At 70.1% G+C, this 14,630-nt stretch carries 18 protein-coding genes; 10 read left to right on the plus strand and 8 right to left on the minus strand.

Annotated elements, in window-relative coordinates:
• The first annotated feature begins 73 nt into the window (after positions 1-73).
• Positions 74-1,021 carry a DUF1996 domain-containing protein gene (locus tag ACZ6Z4_RS03760; protein WP_465557796.1) on the plus strand — a complete coding sequence of 316 codons (948 nt, stop codon included), beginning with the start codon at positions 74-76 and terminating at the stop codon, positions 1,019-1,021.
• Positions 1,022-1,081: 60 nt separating this feature from the next.
• On the opposite strand, the gene ACZ6Z4_RS03765 is transcribed toward ACZ6Z4_RS03760, so the two are convergent.
• Positions 1,082-1,816, minus strand: a complete 735-nt coding sequence (locus ACZ6Z4_RS03765; RefSeq protein ID WP_465557798.1) for a hypothetical protein — start codon at positions 1,814-1,816, stop codon at positions 1,082-1,084.
• 339 nt (positions 1,817-2,155) lie between these two features.
• On the opposite strand from ACZ6Z4_RS03765, the gene ACZ6Z4_RS03770 reads away from it, so the two are divergent.
• Both ACZ6Z4_RS03770 and ACZ6Z4_RS03775 read left to right on the plus strand, forming a co-directional pair.
• Positions 2,156-2,707, plus strand: coding sequence for a sigma-70 family RNA polymerase sigma factor (locus tag ACZ6Z4_RS03770; protein ID WP_363667029.1), 552 nt, complete (start codon positions 2,156-2,158; stop codon positions 2,705-2,707).
• On the plus strand, positions 2,707-3,414 hold the full coding sequence (locus tag ACZ6Z4_RS03775; protein WP_465557800.1) for an anti-sigma factor family protein: 708 nt from the start codon (positions 2,707-2,709) through the stop codon (positions 3,412-3,414). Before ACZ6Z4_RS03770 ends, ACZ6Z4_RS03775 begins: the two co-directional genes overlap by 1 nt.
• Here the strand turns inward: ACZ6Z4_RS03775 and ACZ6Z4_RS03780 are convergent.
• Together ACZ6Z4_RS03780 and ACZ6Z4_RS03785 are read right to left on the minus strand one after the other, a co-directional pair.
• Positions 3,368-3,766: a pyrimidine dimer DNA glycosylase/endonuclease V gene (locus ACZ6Z4_RS03780; protein WP_465557802.1), complete on the minus strand. Its 399-nt coding sequence runs from the start codon at positions 3,764-3,766 to the stop codon at positions 3,368-3,370. The two genes, ACZ6Z4_RS03775 and ACZ6Z4_RS03780, sit on opposite strands and share 47 nt — an antisense overlap.
• A gap of 63 nt (positions 3,767-3,829) precedes the next feature.
• The gene (locus ACZ6Z4_RS03785) at positions 3,830-4,627 is read right to left on the minus strand and encodes an NPP1 family protein (protein WP_465557804.1); all 798 of its coding nucleotides are present in this window, start codon (positions 4,625-4,627) and stop codon (positions 3,830-3,832) included.
• Positions 4,628-4,844: 217 nt separating this feature from the next.
• On the opposite strand from ACZ6Z4_RS03785, the gene ACZ6Z4_RS03790 reads away from it, so the two are divergent.
• From ACZ6Z4_RS03790 to ACZ6Z4_RS03800, 3 genes are all read left to right on the plus strand, one after another.
• Positions 4,845-6,152 carry a hypothetical protein gene (locus tag ACZ6Z4_RS03790; RefSeq protein WP_465557806.1) on the plus strand — a complete coding sequence of 436 codons (1,308 nt, stop codon included), beginning with the start codon at positions 4,845-4,847 and terminating at the stop codon, positions 6,150-6,152.
• A gap of 126 nt (positions 6,153-6,278) precedes the next feature.
• On the plus strand, positions 6,279-7,340 hold the full coding sequence (locus tag ACZ6Z4_RS03795; RefSeq protein WP_465557808.1) for an acyltransferase family protein: 1,062 nt from the start codon (positions 6,279-6,281) through the stop codon (positions 7,338-7,340).
• Complete coding sequence (locus ACZ6Z4_RS03800) at positions 7,337-8,365, plus strand: CapA family protein (RefSeq protein ID WP_465557810.1); 1,029 nt, start codon at positions 7,337-7,339, stop codon at positions 8,363-8,365. Before ACZ6Z4_RS03795 ends, ACZ6Z4_RS03800 begins: the two co-directional genes overlap by 4 nt.
• On the opposite strand, the gene ACZ6Z4_RS03805 is transcribed toward ACZ6Z4_RS03800, so the two are convergent.
• From ACZ6Z4_RS03805 to ACZ6Z4_RS03820, 4 genes are all read right to left on the minus strand, one after another.
• Positions 8,366-8,794 carry an SRPBCC family protein gene (locus ACZ6Z4_RS03805; protein WP_465557812.1) on the minus strand — a complete coding sequence of 143 codons (429 nt, stop codon included), beginning with the start codon at positions 8,792-8,794 and terminating at the stop codon, positions 8,366-8,368.
• 75 nt (positions 8,795-8,869) lie between these two features.
• A complete protein-coding gene (locus ACZ6Z4_RS03810) occupies positions 8,870-9,304 on the minus strand; it encodes a TIGR03618 family F420-dependent PPOX class oxidoreductase (protein ID WP_465557814.1) in 435 nt (144 codons plus the stop codon).
• A gap of 62 nt (positions 9,305-9,366) precedes the next feature.
• Positions 9,367-10,095, minus strand: a complete 729-nt coding sequence (locus ACZ6Z4_RS03815; RefSeq protein WP_465557816.1) for an AfsR/SARP family transcriptional regulator — start codon at positions 10,093-10,095, stop codon at positions 9,367-9,369.
• Between the two features lie 37 nt (positions 10,096-10,132).
• Positions 10,133-10,609, minus strand: coding sequence for a hypothetical protein (locus tag ACZ6Z4_RS03820; RefSeq protein ID WP_465557818.1), 477 nt, complete (start codon positions 10,607-10,609; stop codon positions 10,133-10,135).
• Here ACZ6Z4_RS03820 and ACZ6Z4_RS03825 point away from each other — a divergent pair.
• The 4 genes from ACZ6Z4_RS03825 to ACZ6Z4_RS03840 all read left to right on the plus strand — a co-directional run bounded on the left by ACZ6Z4_RS03825 (position 10,592) and on the right by ACZ6Z4_RS03840 (position 13,793).
• Entirely contained in the window at positions 10,592-11,524 is a 933-nt protein-coding gene (locus ACZ6Z4_RS03825) for a patatin-like phospholipase family protein (protein ID WP_465557820.1), read from the plus strand. The genes ACZ6Z4_RS03820 and ACZ6Z4_RS03825 overlap by 18 nt on opposite strands.
• Positions 11,525-11,593: 69 nt before the next feature.
• Positions 11,594-12,298: a TetR/AcrR family transcriptional regulator gene (locus tag ACZ6Z4_RS03830; RefSeq protein ID WP_465557822.1), complete on the plus strand. Its 705-nt coding sequence runs from the start codon at positions 11,594-11,596 to the stop codon at positions 12,296-12,298.
• A gap of 3 nt (positions 12,299-12,301) precedes the next feature.
• Positions 12,302-13,246: an AfsR/SARP family transcriptional regulator gene (locus tag ACZ6Z4_RS03835; protein ID WP_465557824.1), complete on the plus strand. Its 945-nt coding sequence runs from the start codon at positions 12,302-12,304 to the stop codon at positions 13,244-13,246.
• 61 nt (positions 13,247-13,307) lie between these two features.
• Complete coding sequence (locus ACZ6Z4_RS03840) at positions 13,308-13,793, plus strand: GNAT family N-acetyltransferase (protein WP_465557826.1); 486 nt, start codon at positions 13,308-13,310, stop codon at positions 13,791-13,793.
• An 8-nt stretch (positions 13,794-13,801) separates the two neighbouring features.
• Here the strand turns inward: ACZ6Z4_RS03840 and ACZ6Z4_RS03845 are convergent, their stop codons facing one another.
• The gene (locus ACZ6Z4_RS03845) at positions 13,802-14,569 is read right to left on the minus strand and encodes an oxidoreductase (protein WP_465557828.1); all 768 of its coding nucleotides are present in this window, start codon (positions 14,567-14,569) and stop codon (positions 13,802-13,804) included.
• Positions 14,570-14,630 lie beyond the last annotated feature (61 nt).

Raw genomic sequence — 14,630 nt, forward strand, 5'->3', positions numbered from 1 at the left:
GCGGAATCGCCTCAGGTGCTGCGTGCTACCTTCTGGCTCGTTGTGTGTGAAGGTTCAATGATTGGTGGAAGGCATGCGGCGGTTCGCCTGGCTGGGGATCGTGATGGTGGTCGCGGGCTGTGGGGTGCTGGGTGGCGGCGGTGACGACGCGGTCCGGTACGTCGCGATCGCGGACGCGCCGCAGGCGCCGGCGGCGGTGACGCCGACCGCGGACGCCTCGACCGGGACCTGGCGGGTGGACTGCGGCCGGAACGAGCGCGGCATCCGCAACTCGGACAACCTGGTGGTGAACCCGGGAGTGGTCGGCGCGGCCCATCATCTGCACGACTACGTGGGGAACGTGTCGACCACCGCGTTCTCGACCGATCGGAGTCTGGCCGCGGCGGCGACAACCTGCAAGGGCGGCGACAGGTCGAGCTACTACTGGCCCGTCGTCCGTGTCCCCGGCGACGAGGACATGAGCGGCATGAGCAGCGCCGAACATGATGCCCATGGCAACGAAGGCACAGTGTTGCCGCCCGCCTCGGTGTCGATCGAGTTCCGCGGCAGCCCGGTCAGCGACGTCGTACCGATGCCCGAGTTCCTCCGTACGGCGACCGGCAACGCGCACGGCTTCTCCCAGGGCGGCAAGCACACCGACCACCTGCAGTGGACCTGCTCCGGCACCCGCGACCGCGTCGCCAAGGACTACCCGCGCTGCCCGGACGGCCAGCAGGTGATCCGCGTCTTCGACTTCCCGAGCTGCTGGAACGGCAAGTCCCTGGACAGCCCGGACCACAGCTCGCACCTGGTCTTCCCGAACGCTTCCGGCGGCTGCCCGCCGGGCTTCTTCCCCGTCCCGCAGCTGCACCTCGAGATCGGGTACGACGTACCGAAGGGCGCCGACTACTCCGTCGACACCTTCCCGGAGGACGGCCGCAGTGCGCTGGCCGACCACAGTCACTTCATCAACGTGATGCAGCCGGCCCTGATGGGCCGGCTGGTGGCTTGCCTCAACGAAGGCAAGCGCTGCACCGCTTAGCGGATCGCAGCTCGGAGTGGTCCCTGCCCCCAAGGACCACCCCGAGCGATCTGGTGGGGGTCAGTACCCCGAGCCCGACCCGGCGCCGGTGTTCGCGACGTCGGCCTTGCCGCCCTGGGCGTTGAAGGCGAACCAGGTCTTGCCGACGCCCTGGCCGAGGATGTCGCCGGGCACCTTGTCCTTGGCGAAGTGGTACGCCGGCCAGCCGTTGATCGTGACCTGGCAGGTGCCGTCCGGGCGCTCGACGTAGCTGACGATCTTCGGGTCGACGCCGACGGTGTAGATCTTGCCCGGCGACTTGACCAGCAGCGGCGGCCACTTCTTCGCGCAGTCGTCGAAGCAGGTCGGCGTCGGCGGCTTGGCGGAGTCGTTGTCGAACCGGTACAGCGTCATCCCGCGGCCGTCGGTGACGACGCCGTTCGCGCCGACCTGGACCTGGACGGCCGGGCTGCTCTTGCCGGCCGGGACCGGCGGGATCGGCGCCGAGGCCGGCCCGTCGAAGATCTTGACCTGACCCATGGTGCGCTGCACGACGGCGGGCTGCGGCTCGGTCCCGGCCTGCTGCGGCTGCTGCGGCTGGGCCGGCTGCGCGGGCTCCTGCTCGTTCTGCGTCGCGTCGGTCTGGGCGCCGCCGGCCTGCGTCGAGGTATCGGCGTTCGGCTGCGGCGCCGGCACCGTGACGGTCTGCACCACGGTCGGTGCGGCGTCCGGCTGGTTGTAGTTGCCGCAGGCCACCAATGCGGTGAGACCGGCGGTGACGAGTGCGATCTTCAGCATCGTGCTGCGCATGTTCATGGGTGCTTCCCTCGAGCTCGGGCGGTCCCGTCGGGTCCGTTCGGCAGCACACACGGCGCACCGGGTCCGCCGGGTTCAGATCCTCGGATGTGACGAGGGTCACATTTCTGGGTGAACCTGGGCGGCCCCGGGATCCGTGTTCAGAAGGTCCGGGCACGTGCCGTACGAGGGGATGGCACGTGACCCCCGCGGACCGCCCGCCGTACCGACCGGCGGGCGGCCCACCGCGGGGCCGGGCACCGCGAGTGAGAGGATCCGGGACGGCGCGGGGGGCGCGGGCCCGGCGACACGGGCCGCTGGAACGTTCCGCGCCGCGGAACCTGCGAGAGGTGGAACTGAATGGCCGGGTTCATCACCCGACGCCGCCGGGAGTCGGCGGACGAGGAACTCGTCCGGACGCTGTTCAACGAGCACGGCAAGGCGATGCTCGCCTACGCCACGCGGTTGACCGGCGACCGGGCCAGCGCCGAGGACGTCGTCCAGGAAGCCCTCGTGAGGGCCTGGCGGCATCTCGACGACCTGAGCAACGGCAAGGGTTCGGTGCGCGGCTGGCTGCTCACCGTCGTCCGGAACATCGTCACCGACCGGGTCCGGGCCCGGAACGCGCGGCCGGCCGAGGTGGCCGAGACCGAGACCACGGTGCCGGTCGAGCGCGACCACGCCGAAGGCGTCGTCGACACGATGGTCGTCCTGCAGGCCCTGCACCGGCTGTCCCCCGAGCACCGGGTGGTGCTCGAACAGATCTACCTGGAGGGACGCAGCGTCGCCGAGGCCGCCGACGTACTCGGCATCCCACCCGGCACGGTGAAATCACGGTCGCACTACGGGTTGCGGGCCCTGCGGGAGCACTTCCCGGCGGGACGGCACCTCGGGATGGAAGGAGTGGCCTGATGGGAACCGAACACGCGGACATCGACGGCTACGTCGACGGTGAGCTGGACACGGCGGGGGCGGAACAGGTCGAGCAGCACTTGGCCGGTTGTGAGTCCTGCCGGGAAGAGGTGAGCGCGTTGCGTGAGCTCCAGAGTTTCCTGCAGGAGGTCCCGGCCGAGGCGCTGCTCGACGGGCCCCCGGAGGACGCGGACCTGCTGCTGCACCGGACGCTGCGTCAGGTACGCAGGGAGTCAGCCGCGGCCGGCGGCGGCACCGGGCGCGGGACGGTGGCGGCGATCGCCGCGGTGGCCGCGGTCGCGGCCGTCTTCGGCGGCGTGGTGATCGGCCGGAACACGGGCGACGAGCAGCCGGTGGCCGGGCCTGAGCCGACGCCGACGGCCAGCAGCACCGCCGTACCGGGGACGAAGTTCGCCAGCAGCGTGGACCCGCAGACCGGTGCTCGTCTGACGGCTCGGGTCGAGCCGGCCAGTGGATTCGTCCGCGTCAACGTGGCCGTCACCGGCCTTCCGGCGAACGAACCGTGCCGCCTGGTCGTCATCGGCAAGAACGGCGAGCGCGAGATCGCCGGGAGCTGGATGGTCTCCGAGAAGGGCGCCGCCAACGGCACCACCCTCGACGGCAACGCGCTGATCGACCCCGCCGACGTCACGGCCGTCGTCATCGAGAACACCAGCGGCAAACAGTTCGTGAAGACCCAGATCTGACCGCCGGAGCGGACGCCGGGCCGAGCGCCCGGCGTCCGTTCCTGCTAGCTGCCGCAGGGCTTTCGGTCCGAGGGCGGCCAGACGTACGGAAGATCCGTGGGGTCGTCGAAGAGCGGGCCGTAGTACGCCGGGTCCTTCTGGAGGAGCGCCGAGCGGTGGCTCTGGTGGAACGGCTCGTCGCCCAACCAGGGCGGGAGGTCGCCGGATCTCGCCAGGGATGCCTGGGGGGATCTTGGTGATGCCGCAGGCCGCGGAGGATCTGGATGGTCTCGACGCGTTGCTTGCCGAGGCGGCGGGGGTCGAGGACCTGCGCGGTGGCGCGGAAGTCGGCGTACGGGAGGAACGACTGCATGCCGGGCCGGTACCCAGGGTGCAAGCCGGGCGCTGCGAGAGCACCCGGCCTGCGTTCAGATGGTCAGGCCCAGGGGTCGAAGGGGATGCCGCCGGGCTTGGAGGCGTTCAGGAGGTTGCGGAAGCGGTCGTCCTTGTCGGTGACCTTGATGGTCGCCGAGCCGAAGTCGGCGTTCATCAGCTTGTCGCGCAGGGTGGTGCTGGGGAAGCCGTCGTAGCCGACCAGCGGGGGGTAGCGCCAGTTGTGGTAGTGGTTCTCCGGCGGCTCGTCGTTGCCGTTGGCGAGCCGGAAGAAGTGCGTGCTCAGACCGTCTTTGTGGTAGACGACCTTCGGGTGCGAGCCGTCGAAGCGGACCTGCGAGCGCGGGTAGGTGACCTGGCTGCTGTGCTGCGTCGTGGTCACGTACTCGACCTGGTTGCTGGCCTGGTTGATCCACGAGATGACGTGCTCGAAGTCGTGCCGGTGCCCGCCGAGCCCGCTGCCGGCGACGGCCTGGTCCTTCTCGAAGTAGCTCGCGTACACGACCGCGCACCAGCCGTTGTTGCACTTGGCCCGCGAGTAGGTCTGGCTGTTGTCCAGGTCCGACTGGTCCCGGCAGCTGCCGTTGACCGCGCCGGTGGTGTTGAGTCCGGGGTTGAGCGTGCCGTCGGCACCGATCGCCGGCGTCGCGTAGCAACCGTCACCGTCGTAGTCGTACGCCGGCGAGAACGACTGCTCGTAACCCCCGGCGTTCTGCGGCAACGAGGGCGGCGGCGCGGCGTACGCCGCGGCGGCCGAGGTCACCATCAACGCGGCGGTGGCCAGCGCGACACCGAAAACCCGGCGCCGGCGCTGCGGAGGGCGTGCGGATAGATCGTTCATACAACACTCTTTTCGAGAGCTGGGGCGGAAGATGAACGCCTCCGAGAATGACAGCCCACCGGCAAGTCAGTACATACGTCACGTGTCTACTGATTGACCCTGCGTGAACACCAGGTGCCGGCCGAAAACTTTTGAGAACCACTCAACCTTTGCCCTCCACCCGGGCGTCTTACCGGTGCCTCGACGCGCGAGGCGGTGAGGATCTGGGGGATTGACCATGATGCGGAAGTCTTTGGCGGCGCTGGCGGTCGTGGGTGGGCTGGCGGTGCCGGGTGTGGCACAAGCGGTACCGGCGGGGCAGGCGGCGGTGTCGGATGTGAAGGTCGCGTGGGCGGCGCCGGGGTCGGTGAAGATCAGCTGGGCCGAGGCCGCGGGGATCGCGAACGACGTGTACCTGGAGGTGAGTGGGCAGCAGGCGCAGCGGATCGGTACGACGACGGCGGCCGGCGCGAACGAGCTCGTCGTACCGGCGTCGGCGTTGAAGCCGTCGCACGACGCGGCGAGCACGGCGCGGATCTTCGTCGCCGACCCGAGTACGGCCGGTGCCCGGTCGGCGAGCTTCGACCGGTACGTGCGCGGTGCGACCGGCGTGAGCAAGCTGATGGTCAGCGGCGTTCTGCACTGGACGTTCGCGACCGACACGGCGGTCGACACGACGCCGAACGACCCGCTGGACAAGACCGGTGCGGCGCCGGTCACGCCGCGGCTCACCCGGGTGAAGGCCGGGACCGCGGCGCAGTGCGAGACCGTCTCGCTGCCGGCGAGCACCACCGAGTACGGCGCGGTGCCGGCGCAGGCCGGACCGTACTCGGTCGACCTGGTGCGGGCCAACGAGTGGGGCCAGGCCACCGCCGCCACCGTCCGGTCGCGGACCGGGGCGGTCGCGTTCAGCACGCCGGCGACCGGTATCTACGGCGCGAAGGTGACGATGACCGGCTCGATCGCGCTGAACCGGCTGAAGAACCCGGCGGCGGGTGACTGCACGCTGGTTCCGGACACCGCCAACCTGGGGCAGCACCAGATGTCGCTGCAGGGCAAGAACTTCGCGAACACCGGGTGGTACTCGATCGGCGTCAGCAAGACCGATGCCCAGGGCAAGTACACGTTCGTGATCACCAACACCGGCGCGCGCCAGTACCGGGGGATCCTGAACGAGTCGGGCAACGGGCTGGGCACGGTGAACGTCCAGGCGAACAGCGCCGTCAAGACGATCCGCGCCACTCCGCAGGTGCTGGACGCGCGGTTCCTGGACGCCGACATCACGCTCGGGCAGCAGCCGAACGCGACCGTCTCGGTCGCGCCGTACGGGATCCAGCAGGTCGCGCTGCAGTTCAAGAACAGCAGTGGCCAGTGGCAAGGACTGATGTACCGCGAGGCCAGCGCTGGCACGGCGCAGAGCGGGCCGTTCGCCTTCAACCGGCGCGGGACGCACCAGTTCCGGTGGTGGGTCGGGCCCTTCACGACCGCCCCGGGCCTGCTGGTCGACGCCGGCTACACCCACCCGTTCAGCCTCACCGTTCGCTGATCGAACCAGTGCGTCCCCGCTGACCGAACAGCGGGGACGCACTGGCGTCTTTACGCCTTTCGGAGGACGCCCGGTTACGCCTTTGGTCTGACGCCCGCACCCTGTTCGGGTGGATAGGTTGAGGGCATGAGTCTGTTGGCGGGGGAGCAGCGTGCTGCCCGGGTGGATGTCGGCCGGTTGTACGAGATCGATCTGCTGCGGATCTTCGCGGCGGTCTCGGTGGTGCTCTACCACTACCTGTTCGCCGGGTACTACAAGGTGGTCTCGCCGCTCGGCTTCGAGGCGCCGAGCCTGATCGCCCGGTACGGGTACCTCGGCGTCGACCTGTTCTTCATGATCAGCGGGTTCGTGGTGCTGCTGTCGGCATGGGACCGGACACCGCGCAGCTTCCTCGTTTCCCGCGTGGTGCGGCTGTACCCGGCGTACTGGGTGGCGGTGTCGCTGACCGCGCTGGTCTCGGTGCTGTTCGGCGCCGGCCGGTTCCCGATCGGTTTCTTCCAGTACGTCGGCAACCTGACGATGTTCAACTCGCTGGCGAACCTCGAGAACGTCGACGTCGTGTACTGGACGCTCTGGGCCGAGCTGCGCTTCTACGCGATCATCCTCGCGCTCACGTTCTTCACGATCACCACGCGCCGGGTCGGCATCGTGCTGTGGACCTGGCTGGGTCTCACCGCCGTGTACGAGCTCGGCGTACTGCCGTCGAGCGTGGACCTCGTCCTCAACACCCAGTTCTCGCACTACTTCATCGCGGGCATGGCGCTCTGCATGGTCTACCGCTTCGGCCCGCGGCCGTCGTGGCTGGTGCTGGTCGGGCTCTGCCTGATCAACGCGGTCTACCGCGGCATCCAGTTCGCCGAGGACGTGGAGCACCGCTTCCAGACCGCGCTGCAGCTGCCGGTCGTGGTCGCGGCGATCGTGCTCGTCTTCGCGGTGATGATCGCGGTGGCGCTGCGGCTGACGACGCGGCTGGCGCGCCCGTGGTTCGTTGCCCTGGGCGCCCTCACCTACCCGCTGTACCTGATCCACGCGCACATCGGCTTCATCATCTTCGAGCGACTGGGCAACGCAGTGAACAAGTACGTGCTCGTCGGCGTCACCTGTCTCGTGATGGTTGCCGCTGCCTACCTGATTCACCGGTACGTCGAGAAGCCGCTCGCGCCGCGGCTGAAGCGGGTGCTCGGATGAGGGCCCTGGGCATCAGTCTGCTGCTGCTCGTCCTGGCCGGGTGCACCGGCGGCGAGCTGAAGGCGGACCCGCCGGTGCACGCCGAGGGGCCGACGCTGACGCTGGCCTTCGGTGGTGACGTCAACTTCGAGGGCAAGACGCAGGAGCTCCTGGAGAACGATCCGGCGACCGCGTTCGGCCCGGTCGCCGACGAGCTGAAGGGCACCGACCTCGCGATCGTGAACCTGGAGACCCCGATCACCACCCGCGGCGCCGCGCAGGACAAGCGCTACCTGTTCCGCACCGATCCGCGCGCGGTGACGGCGATCAAGGCGGCCGGGATCGACCTGATCAGCCTGGCCAACAACCACACCCTCGACTACGGCCCGGACGGCCTGTTCGACACGATGTCCGCGGCCTGGCACGGTGGTCTGCCGACCGTCGGCGGCGGCCGCAACGCCGCCCAGGCCTACGCCCCGTACCGTACGACGATCCGCGGCGTCCGCGTCTCGGTGCTGGCTTTCAGCCAGGTCACCGACCTGGCCGAGGAGTGGACCGCGACGAAGACCAAGCCCGGGCTCGCGGTGGCGGCCATCGACCGCCGTCAGGCGCTGGCCGCCGTACGGGCCGCGCGGAAGACGAGCGACGTGGTCGTCGTCGCGCCGCACTGGGGGTCGGAGCATGATCGTTGCCCAACGCCCCAGCAGCAGTCGTTCGCCAAGGACCTGTCCGCGGCCGGTGCCGACGTCGTGGTCGGTGCGCACGCGCATGTCCTGCAGGGGCAGGGTTATCTCGGCAAGACATTCGTTGCCTACGGCATGGGGAACCTGCTCTGGGGATCCGGCCTGCTGACCCCGGAAGACTGGCGCGGCGGCGTACTGCAGCTCAAGCTGCACGGCCGGACCGTTGTCGAGCGCAACTTCACGCCGACGACGCTGTCCCCGGAGACGCGGCAACCGACCGAGTTCACCGCGTCCGAGGCCGACAAGGAACGGGCCCGGGTCAACAACCTCCGCGACTGCGCGGAGCTGCAGCCAACCCCTTGATCACTTGGCTTTCAGTGGACCGCTGAAGGACTTGCGCAACGACGACGGCCCGACGACGGGGAGCAGGGCCGCGAGCAACTTTCCCTTGAACGCCTTGGGCTCCCGGGTCAGCTGGACGTCGACCCGGGTCCCGTCGTGCTCGGGCGTCAACTCGAACACCCAGCCTCCGCCGGGCCCGAACAGCTTCGAGTCCAGCGTCGTGACGTCGACGCGCCGACCCGCCACGTCCCACTGGTAGCGCGCCCGCTCCCAGGCCGCGCTGGTCCCCTCGGTCACCTCGGCCCAGGTGTCGCCGGCCTCGTGCACCTGGAGGTGCTCGGCGTCGATCGACGGCCAGGCCGCGGCCCGGGCCGGGCTGAAGTCGGTCAGCACCGTCATCACTTCGGCGACGCTGAGCGTGGAGACAAGCTGGAACCGTACGACGGCCATGATCAACCCTTGGATGCTAGTAACCGGTCAGAACGGTTACTAGCATCGACGCTCCTGCGTCACCTGTCAAACCGGTTACCCATAGATCCGGGTCGGCCGGACGAAGACGGCGGCCCGCCGGTCGGCGGCCATCACCCGGTCGTACTCGTCCCAGTCGTCGTGGGTACCGCCGGCAGCGGTGAAGATCTCACGCAGCAGCAACCGCAGCCGCTCGGCATCAACCTCCGGGTGCGGGTCGTCCGGCCCGACGATCTCGGCGCTGCCCTCGACCGCCGCCCAGCGCCAGCCCGCGCGAACCGCGAGGTTGACCTGACTGCGCGCCCGCAGGTTGGCGAGCTTCACCTTCCCGTACGTCACGAACGCGACGACCGGCTCGCCGTCGACCGGGTGATCCATCACCCCGAGGTTCACGACCGACGACTGGATGCTCAGATCCGCCCGCACGGTCGCCACCACCGCCAGCCCCTGCTCGCCCCGGGCCAACTCTGCGAAATCGCTCAGTGTGGTCATGGCGCCATCACACCACGCGGCCGGGCTGGTCTACGACGTCGTGACCGGGGACGTGGAGGTGGTCACGCCGCTGAGCGGTGGCTGAGGGGCGCGCGGAGGGCTGGGCCTGGTTCCAGGCCCAGGTCCTCGGCGAGGATCTGGGTGATGCGCGCGTACGTCGCCGCGGCGTCTGCGGTCAGACCGGCGAGGGTCTGGGCCTGGATGAGCAGCGCCCAGAGTTGTTCGTGGTAAGGGTTTTCGGTGGTCGCCTGGGTCAGGTCGGCGATTGCTTCGGCGTACAGGCCGAGGTCGATCGCCAGTGACCAGCTGTCCTGGCGGGTCGTCGCGCGTTGCTCCTGGAGCCATTGGCGGCGCGTGGCGAAGTATGGGCCGGTCAGGTCTTCTAGGGCTGGGCCTCGCCAGAGGCGTAGGGCGTCGTGGAGGAGCCCGGATGCCTCCGGGAGGTCGCCGCGGCCGCGGGCGGCGCGGGCGGCGGCCCTGGTCTCGTGGAAGACCGAGACGTCGACGGCGGCCGGGTCGGCGAGCAGCTGGTAGCCGCCGCCGATCGTGCGGATCTCGACGTCGCCGAGAAGTGCGCGCAGCCGGCTCACGTACGTGCGGGTCGCCATCAGGGCGCTGCGGGGTGGGCTCGATCCCCAGACCGCGCCGATCAGCTCGTCGGTCGAGACCTGGCGGCGTTTGGCGAGCAGCAGCACGGCGAGTACGGCGCGCTGCGGTCGCGCGCCGAGCGTCAGCTCGACGCCGTCCCGCCACGCCCGGACCGGGCCCAGCAACCCGAAACCCACGCTCATGTCTGACATGGTGTCAGCAAGGTTGATGGACCGTCAATCAGCTCGACGACTTGTCGACGACGAGCGCCGCCGTACGGGCCCAACCAGTCGCCGACGGCAGCGACGGGATCGCCAGCAGCGCCAGCGCGCCGACCCCGGTCGCGTACGTCGTCGCCCGCAGCGGGTCTATCCCGCCGAGCACCCGCTCCGACACGATGCGGTACGCCGCCCAGCAGCCCGCCGCGAGCAGGTACGCGAGCTCGCCGAGCACCCGCGACCCGGTCAGGTCACCGCCGCCGAACCGCAGCACCGCCGCGACCTGGTGCGGGAGCTGCCCGACGACGACCTTGGACCCGGTGAAGGCGGTCCCGAACAGCATCATCGTGACGAGCAGGTCGGCGTACGGCGTCGACTTGGGCAGGCTCCAGAGGTACGCCGGGATCGCGGCTCGCGGCTTGTACGTTTCTGACCGCCCTGATTTATCGATCGTTGACAGGCCCCGGCCTATAAAGGACGGGTGACCGATGTCCTTCAACTGCTGAGCGATCGCAGACGCCAGGGGAGTACGCCGGGTGACCGGTCCGACGACGCGCGGCTGGTGCTGCTGATCGAGGGCGGCAGTTCGCGCGGCGCCTACTCGTCCGGGATGACCGTCGCGATCGAGCGGCTCGGGCTGCTGCCGATGTTCGACGCCGTGTACGGCAGCTCGGCGGGCGCGCTGAACGGCGCCTGGCTGCTGTGCGGTCGCGCGGAGAGCACGCTGCACGCGTGGTGGACCCCGGCGATCATGGAGACCACGATCAACCCGCGCCGCGTCCTGCGCCGGCTGCCGGTGATCGACACCCGGCACCTGATCCACACGGTCTACACCGAGGTGATGCCGATGGGCTTCCAGGAGGTGCTCGACAACCCGGTCGAGTTCCACCCGATCGCAACCGATGCGCTCACCGGCGCCGCGGTCGACCTGTACGACCGGATCGCCGACCAGGCGTCGTTGCAGACCGCGCTGCGGGCGTCGACGGCGATGCCGTTCCTTGCGGGGGAGCCGGTCGAGATCGGAGGCCGCGGGTACGTCGATGCCGGGCTGAGCGAGGGAGTCCCGGTCCGTACGGCGCTCGCGCAGCAGGCGACGCATGTCGTGGCGCTGCGGACCCGGCGTACGGACGAGACCTCGACGGCGCCGTCGCGAGCGCAGCGGATGCTGGTCGCGCGGTGGTTCGCGCGGTACGCGCCGGGGGCGTACGAGTTGTGGCTGCACAGCAAGGAGCTGCGGGCCGAGGAGGAGAGGTTGCTGGCCGAACACCCGGCGACGCTGCAGATCCGACCGCCGCTCGGCAGTGCGCGGGTCGGCCGGACGGAGCGTCGTCCCGGGCCGCTGCGGATCGCCGCGGAGACCGGTCGGGATGCGGCGCTGGAGGTGCTGGAGAGCGCGGCGGAGATCGCGCGGTAAGCGATCTGACGTGGTGTCAGGTCATATGACGGCTTGTTGAAGTGATCGACGGCATGTAATCTCAGTTGCATGTCGTCGGAGTACGAGCCTGTTCGAAGCCGCAGTCGCCGTACGCCGAGGGTGTCCGGGGACGATCGTGAGCGGGCGATTCTCGATGCCGCGCAGCAGTTGCTCGGTGAGCGGCCGTTGCAGGACGTGTCGATCGACGACCTGATGAAGAGTGTCGGGATCTCGCGGCCGGCGTTCTACTTCTACTTCTCGTCCAAGGCCGCGGTGGTGCTCGCGCTGCTCGACCGGATGGCCGAGGCGTCGTTCGCGGCGACCAACGAGCGCTTCGAGGATGCCGGCGGTGATCCGTACGAGCAGTGGCGGGCCGCGATCCAAGCGTCGGTGCAGACCTGGGAGGAGCATCGCGCGGTGGTCGCTGCGGTCGCCCAGTTGCGGGCGGCGAATCCGGAGATCCGTGAGCTGTGGGCGGCGATCATGGAGCGTTGGGTACGCCGGATCACCACCGCGATCGAGGCCGAGCGGGAGCGCGGCGCCGCGCCGGACGGCGTACCGGCAAGGGAGCTGGCGATCGCGCTGAGCCTGATGAACGAGCGGGCCATGCAGGCCGGGTCGATGGGTGAGCAGCCGTCGCTGCCGCCGGACCAGCTGGTCGACATCCTCACCCAGGTCTGGGTGAACGCGATCTACCTGGACCCGAAGCCCAGCAGGCCGCCGCGTTCCAAAGGCGGCGCTGCCGGCGGGCGGCGTACCGGACGAGCCGGCTGACCTGTGGCCCGGTATCGGCTCGCCCTGCTCGGGCCACCGGAGCTGCACCGCGACGGCGAAGCGCTCGACCTGGGATCGCCGCAGCAGCAGGCGGTGCTGATGATGCTGCTCGCCGCGGACGGCGGCTTCGTGACGAGCGCGGCGCTCGCCGACGGGCTCTGGGGCGAGCATGCGCCGCCGACCGGCGACACCGTGATCCGGACCTACGTGTCGCGGCTGCGGCGGGTGGTGCCGATCAGCTTCCGGTCGCGGAGCTACGCGCTCGACCTGCACGTCGGCGGGGATCCACGTCGGCCGGATGCCGAACGCCACGCAGTACGAGCGGAGCTGATCGTCGACGCGACGGAGTTCGCGGAGCTGATCCGGACCGCGCGGACCGAGCGCGCCGAGGGACGCGTCGCCGCAGCGGCCGAGCGGCTGGAGGCGGCGCTGGAGCTGTGGACCGGTACGGCGCTGGCCGGCGTACCGGGGGAGGTGGCGGAGCGCGAACGCTTCCGGCTCGAGCAGCTGAAACTCTCGGCGGACAAGGAGTTGCTGGAGTGCCGCCTCGACCTCGGGCAGCACGCCGAGGTCGTCGCGGAGGTGCCGCTGCTGATCCAGCTCAACCCGCTCGAGGAGTCGCTGTACGAGATCTACCTGACCGCGCTCTACCGGAGCGGCCGCCGGGCGGAGGCGCTCGACGTCTACCGGATGCTGTACGACCTGCTGTCGACGGAGCTGGGGATCAGGCCGGGGCCCGGGGTGCAGGCAGTGCACGAGCAGATCCTCCGGGCGGAGGTCGGCATCGACAGGTCGGCCCTGCTGCGCCGGCTTCGCGACGACGCTCGCGCGATCGGCCTGCGGGCGCGGCTGCTGACCGATCCCGCGGCAGACCTCGCGGACGCGCTGTCGATGGTCGCCGGCCCGGTCCTGGTGGTCGAGCTCGGGTCGACGACCGGCTCGCCCTGAACCGGACGGTCAGCTATCAATCGTCGACTGTTCGTCTGCGCGCCTGGCCGACGCTGGAAGCGTGACAGTCGACGAGATCTTGACCGTACGACCAGCGGTCGCGGCCGACCGCGAGCCGGTCGCCCAGATGCTGGCCGGGATGTCCGACCTGACCCTGTACCACCGGTTCCAGACCCCGATCAGGCGGCCGCCGCGGCCGGCGTTCGTGCAGCACCTGGTCTGTCCGGACGGCGACGCCTGGGTCGCCGCGCGGGGCGATCAGGTCGTGGGGCACGCGATGTGGGCGTGGGTCCGTGACGTTGCCCGACCGACCGCGGAGCTGGCGGTGATCGTTGCCGAGGGCGAGCAACAGCGCGGGCTGGGCGCGCGGTTGTTGCGCGCGGCCACCGAACGCGCCGCGGCGGCGGGCGCGACGCAATTCCTGCTGATCGTTGGCGCGGGCAACGACGCCGTACTGCGGACGGTCCGCCGGCACTGGCCGACCGCGTCGGCACAGTGGAACGGCTCGCTGGTCAACTTCACGATCCCCGTCGCCGTCTCGCGCTAGCCCACTGCTCAGGCGCCACCGGTGAGGTGCAGCGACGCACCCGCGATCCACTGTGACCGCGTGGACAGCAGGAACGCGATCGCCTCGGCAACGTCGCGCGGATCGCCGCCGCGGCCGAGCGGGATCGCCCCGTACGCCTGGTCGGCGGTCGCCCCCATCGCGCCCACCATCGTCTCCAGGACGTCACTGCCGCCGGCGGTCCGGACCATGCCGAGCACGACGGTGTTCACCCGGATACCGGAGGGGCTGAGCTGAGTGGACAGGCCCTTCGACCAGCTCTCCAGCGCTGCCTTGGCTGCTCCGTAGTGCAGGACGGGAGCGGGCGGGTTGTGGCTGACGGCGGTCGACACGTTGACGACGGCCGCCCGGTCGGCGGCCTGCAGCGCGGGCAGTGCCGCGGAGGTGACGCGAACCGCTGAGAGCAGGTTGATCGCGAGCGAGTCCTCCCACTCCTGGTCCGGAACGCCGCCGAGGTGCACCCGGGCCGCGCCCGCGTTGTTCACCAGCAGGTCGAGCCCGCCGAGAGTCTCGAGCGCCGCGGCGACCATCCGGTTGGCGCCGTCGGCGGTCCGGAGGTCGGCGCTGATGAACGTGCTCCCCTTCGGGGTGTCCTCGGTCCGGCCGCGCGCGGTGGTGACCACGCTCGCGCCGCCGTCGACGAGTCGCTGGGCCACGGCCGCGCCGATACCGCGCGAGCCACCGGTGACGAGCGCCCGCCGACCCTCGAACTCACCGGGAATCGGCGTGACCGGGACGTAGTCGTGAAGGACAGGCATGGTGATGGTTCCTCCTGGATCTGCTGAACTTGATTTCATCATACTCAGAGTATGATGAAAT

This window comes from Kribbella sp. NPDC104740 (assembly GCF_055583505.1).

Coding starts and splice junctions, on each gene's coding strand:
- ACZ6Z4_RS03760 (WP_465557796.1), top strand. CDS start 74: ATGCGGCGGTTCGCCTGGCTGGGGATCGTGATGGTGGTCGCGGGCTGT.
- ACZ6Z4_RS03765 (WP_465557798.1), bottom strand. CDS start 1,816: ATGAACATGCGCAGCACGATGCTGAAGATCGCACTCGTCACCGCCGGT.
- ACZ6Z4_RS03770 (WP_363667029.1), top strand. CDS start 2,156: ATGGCCGGGTTCATCACCCGACGCCGCCGGGAGTCGGCGGACGAGGAA.
- ACZ6Z4_RS03775 (WP_465557800.1), top strand. CDS start 2,707: ATGGGAACCGAACACGCGGACATCGACGGCTACGTCGACGGTGAGCTG.
- ACZ6Z4_RS03780 (WP_465557802.1), bottom strand. CDS start 3,766: ATGCAGTCGTTCCTCCCGTACGCCGACTTCCGCGCCACCGCGCAGGTC.
- ACZ6Z4_RS03785 (WP_465557804.1), bottom strand. CDS start 4,627: ATGAACGATCTATCCGCACGCCCTCCGCAGCGCCGGCGCCGGGTTTTC.
- ACZ6Z4_RS03790 (WP_465557806.1), top strand. CDS start 4,845: ATGATGCGGAAGTCTTTGGCGGCGCTGGCGGTCGTGGGTGGGCTGGCG.
- ACZ6Z4_RS03795 (WP_465557808.1), top strand. CDS start 6,279: ATGAGTCTGTTGGCGGGGGAGCAGCGTGCTGCCCGGGTGGATGTCGGC.
- ACZ6Z4_RS03800 (WP_465557810.1), top strand. CDS start 7,337: ATGAGGGCCCTGGGCATCAGTCTGCTGCTGCTCGTCCTGGCCGGGTGC.
- ACZ6Z4_RS03805 (WP_465557812.1), bottom strand. CDS start 8,794: ATGGCCGTCGTACGGTTCCAGCTTGTCTCCACGCTCAGCGTCGCCGAA.
- ACZ6Z4_RS03810 (WP_465557814.1), bottom strand. CDS start 9,304: ATGACCACACTGAGCGATTTCGCAGAGTTGGCCCGGGGCGAGCAGGGG.
- ACZ6Z4_RS03815 (WP_465557816.1), bottom strand. CDS start 10,095: ATGAGCGTGGGTTTCGGGTTGCTGGGCCCGGTCCGGGCGTGGCGGGAC.
- ACZ6Z4_RS03830 (WP_465557822.1), top strand. CDS start 11,594: ATGTCGTCGGAGTACGAGCCTGTTCGAAGCCGCAGTCGCCGTACGCCG.
- ACZ6Z4_RS03845 (WP_465557828.1), bottom strand. CDS start 14,569: ATGCCTGTCCTTCACGACTACGTCCCGGTCACGCCGATTCCCGGTGAG.